At 68.2% G+C, this 3727-nt stretch carries 5 protein-coding genes; 4 read left to right on the forward strand and 1 reads right to left on the reverse strand.

The genetic code is table 11. The features are described 5' to 3' along the window. Positions 1-186 precede the first annotated feature (186 nt). The 3 genes from ilvC (at position 187) to PMI01_RS25820 (ending at position 2204) form a co-directional block, all read left to right on the forward strand. A complete protein-coding gene (gene ilvC / locus PMI01_RS25810; protein WP_255348052.1) occupies positions 187-1248 on the forward strand; it encodes a ketol-acid reductoisomerase in 1062 nt (353 codons plus the stop codon). A 103-nt stretch (positions 1249-1351) separates the two neighbouring features. Then, entirely contained in the window at positions 1352-1708 is a 357-nt protein-coding gene (locus tag PMI01_RS25815) for an ArsR/SmtB family transcription factor (protein WP_007676837.1), read from the forward strand. After that, positions 1695-2204, forward strand: a complete 510-nt coding sequence (locus PMI01_RS25820) for an SRPBCC family protein (RefSeq protein WP_007676839.1) — start codon at positions 1695-1697, stop codon at positions 2202-2204. The genes PMI01_RS25815 and PMI01_RS25820 overlap by 14 nt, the downstream gene beginning before the upstream one ends. Positions 2205-2217: 13 nt before the next feature. Here the strand turns inward: PMI01_RS25820 and PMI01_RS25825 are convergent, their stop codons facing one another. Beyond that, positions 2218-3018, reverse strand: a complete 801-nt coding sequence (locus PMI01_RS25825) for a CAP domain-containing protein (RefSeq protein WP_007676841.1) — start codon at positions 3016-3018, stop codon at positions 2218-2220. A gap of 50 nt (positions 3019-3068) precedes the next feature. On the opposite strand from PMI01_RS25825, the gene PMI01_RS25830 reads away from it, so the two are divergent. Continuing rightward, positions 3069-3632: a nucleoside 2-deoxyribosyltransferase gene (locus PMI01_RS25830; RefSeq protein ID WP_007676843.1), complete on the forward strand. Its 564-nt coding sequence runs from the start codon at positions 3069-3071 to the stop codon at positions 3630-3632. Positions 3633-3727 lie beyond the last annotated feature (95 nt).

Here is a 3727-nt window from a genome sequence, read left to right on the forward strand (position 1 = left end):
AGTGTCCTGGATATTTCGTCGTTTTCTCACCCTCTTTCGAGCTCTGTCGGACGCTAGCCATGGCGGCGGAACGCCCCAGAGTCTAAAACCTGGCCGCAGAGGCTTATGGGTCACAGCGTTCTGTCGTCATCGCCTTGACGAAACGGCAAAAAAACGCTCAAACGCCCGGCCTTTGTCGCTCCGCTGTTGCGCGGCGCGGCTCGATTTGACCAGTCCTGGAGAAAAAACATGCGCGTCTATTATGATCGCGACGCCGACCTCGCTCGCATCCTGGACAAGAAGATCGCGATCGTAGGCTATGGTTCGCAAGGTCACGCGCACGCCCTCAACCTTCGGGACTCCGGCGCCAAGAACGTCGCCGTCGCCCTGCGCGCCGGTTCGGCCACCGCCAAGAAGGCGCAAGGCGAAGGCCTGCAGGTCATGACCGTGGCCGAGGCCGCCGCCTGGGCCGACCTGATCATGATCCTGGCGCCCGACGAGCATCAGCGCGCGATCTACGCCGAAGAGATCGCCCCCAACATCCGCGACGGCGCGGCCCTGCTGTTCGCCCACGGCCTGAACGTCCACTTCGGCCTGATCGAGCCCAAGGACACCATCGACGTGCTGATGGTCGCCCCCAAGGGCCCCGGCCACACCGTGCGCGGCGAGTACCAGAAGGGCGGCGGCGTGCCCTGCCTGATCGCGGTGCACCATGACGCCACCGGCAATGCGCTCGACCTGGGCCTGGCCTACGCCTCGGCCATCGGCGGCGGCCGTTCGGGCATCATCGAGACCAACTTCCGCGAGGAATGCGAAACCGACCTGTTCGGCGAGCAAGCCGTCCTCTGCGGCGGCACGGTCGAGCTGATCCGCTGCGGCTTCGAAGTGCTGGTCGAGGCCGGCTACGCGCCGGAAATGGCCTATTTCGAGTGCCTGCACGAGCTGAAGCTGATCGTCGACCTGATCTATGAAGGCGGCATCGCCAACATGAACTACTCGATCAGCAACACGGCCGAGTACGGCGAATACGTCACCGGCCCGCGCATCGTCACCGCCGAGACCAAGGCCGAGATGAAGCGCGTGCTGGAGGACATCCAGTCGGGCAAGTTCGTCCGCGACTTCATGCTGGAAAACCAGGTCGGCCAACCCTCGTTCAAGGCCACCCGCCGTCGCGCGGGCGAGCACCAGATCGAGGAAGTCGGCGGCCGCCTGCGCGCCATGATGCCCTGGATCGCCAAGAACAAGCTGGTGGACGTGGCCAAGAACTAGGCTTCACGACCCAATAGATTCCGCGAAGCCCTCGGCCCTCCCAGGCCGAGGGCTTTTCGTTTGTGGCTTGCGCATCGCCGGTTCTCGTCACATACTGAACTAGATGGTTCAGTATTCAGCAGCCCGCCTCGACACCTCGTTCGCCGCGCTGTCGGACGCCACCCGCCGTGGCGTGCTGGAGCAGCTGGGGCGCGGGGACGCTTCGATCACGAATCTCGCCGAACGTTTCGACATGACCCTCACGGGCATGAAGAAGCACGTCAGCGTCCTGGAGCAGGCGGGGCTGGTGGTCACGGAGAAGGTCGGCCGCGTGCGGACCTGCCGGCTGAGCGTGGGTGGGCTGGAGGACGAGGCGGCCTGGATCGAACGCTACCGCCGGCGCTGGGAGCTCCGCTTCGAGGCGCTGGACGAGATCGTCGAGGACTTGAAACAGAAGGAGGACTTGGATGGACGGAAATAGCAGCGAACGCGCGCCCCAGAAGAACCGCACGGTGGTGGAGCGCAAGTCGGACCTGGAACTGGTCGTCACCCGGGTTTTCGAGGGGCCGGTGCGGATCGTGTTCGAGGCCTGGGCCAAGCCCGAGCTGTTCCAGCGGTGGTGGGTCCCGAAGTCGTTGGGTGTGGCCCTGCGGTCCTGCGAGATGGATGTCCGCACGGGGGGCGGATATCGCCTCGAGTTCGGGTTGGACGCCGCCAATTCCATGGCGTTCTACGGCAAGTACCTCGAGGTGACGCCGCCCTCGCGCATCGTCTGGACCAACGAGGAAAGCGGCGACGTCGGCGCGGTGACCACCGTCACCTTCGCGGACCAGGGCGGCAAGACGCTGCTGACGCTGAGCGAGCTCTATCCCACGAAGGAAGCGTGCGACGAGGCCATCCAAGGGTCGGCGGCCGGGTTGCCCGAGCAGTTTGGACAACTGGACGTGCTGTTGGTCGAGCTGGGCGCCGGCGCTTGATGTCCGCGAGACCCTAGCCCAGCACGAACACCGGCCCCCAGGCCACCTGATACCGACGCTCCCCCGTCGACAGGTGGGGCCGGATTTGCCACGCGCCCGGCGGCAAGGTCGGGGGCCTCGGCCCTTCGAGATAGGTCTCGACCAGCGCCTCCGCGCCGGGCTCGGACACCGAGAACTGGTCGATGCGCGGGGTGGCGCTGGCCAGGACGGCGGCGATGGCGTCCACCGACGAGACCCGTAGCGGAGCCGGCGAGGCCAGGCGGGCCGAGACCTCGGCATAGGCCCCGACGGCGATCACCTCGCGGCCCTGGCGCAGGACGCCGTAGCCCACATGGGTGAAGCCGGGCGCCAGCAGGTTGGCGCGATGGCCGGGGCTGGTCTTCCACTGGCCCATGATCTGATCGGGGCGCACCGGGCCGCTGGCGTTGAGGCGTTCGGCGATGTTCTCGCCCGGCGCGCCGACCAGGTCGCGGGCCAGCAGGCCGACCCGGGCGGCGGGGCCGTAGCCCTCGCGGGTCATGTGGTCGAAGAGCCCGGTGCGGGCGATGTCGGCGGCGTGGGCGCGGGCGGCCAGGGTCAGGCCGGGATCGGGCGCCAGCCCGCGCAGGCCGCGGCCTCGGCGAAAGATGTCGCCCAGGTCGGTCAGGTCCTGCTCGAACTCCGGATCGAAGTCACCCCGGCTCCGGGCCATCTGGGCCCGCAGGCGGCGGTCATAGGCCAGCCAGGGGGCGCTCGTGGCGGCGCGAGCAAGGCCGGGAAGCAGCAGGCCGGCGGCGGCGGCGGTGATCAGGGCGCGGCGGTCGAAGGGGGTCATGGTCCTCAAGGCGGTTGACAGCGTCCCGTTTCGGCAAGCTCTAAGGTCTCATGAGACCTGTCCGTTCCATATGGCTGGCCGGCCCCGAGCCCTGGCTGCCCCAAGCCGAGGCGCAAGGGGGCCGTCAGCGCGCCCTGTGCGCCGACCTGGGCTTCATCGGCCTGACCGCCCCGACCATCGTCGGGACCGATCCCGACAACGCCGAGATCCAGGCCCGGGAACTCTATGCCGAGCGTATGGCGAAGTTGCGTCAGGCCGACGCCGGGGTGATCAACCTGACCCCATGGCGCGGCCCGTCCTGCGCCGCCAGCGCCGCCTTCGAGGCCGGGGTGCTGGCCGGGCTGGGGCGGCCGATCCTGGCCTATCTCAACGTCGCCGACGAGAGCCAGGCCGAATATGTCGACCGGGTCGAGGCCCATGTCGGCGCCCAGCGCGACGAGGCCGGCGTCTGGCGCGACGGCGACGGCTGCGTGGTCGAGGACTTCGGCCTGCCCGAGACGGTGATGCTGTGGGCCGAGGCGCGGCGACTGTTCGTGATCGTCACCGAGGACCCGCTGCACGACCTGACCGGGCTGGAGCTGTGTCTGGACGCGTTGGCGCTGTACGCGGAGTAGATGACCGACACCCTCTCCCATGGGGAGAGGGAGGGGCCCAAGCGAAGCTTGGGAGGGTGAGGGGGTAAGGCGTCTGACGGCGTGCCGGCAGGGCG

The organism is Caulobacter sp. AP07 (assembly GCF_000281955.1).
GTDB lineage: Bacteria > Pseudomonadota > Alphaproteobacteria > Caulobacterales > Caulobacteraceae > Caulobacter.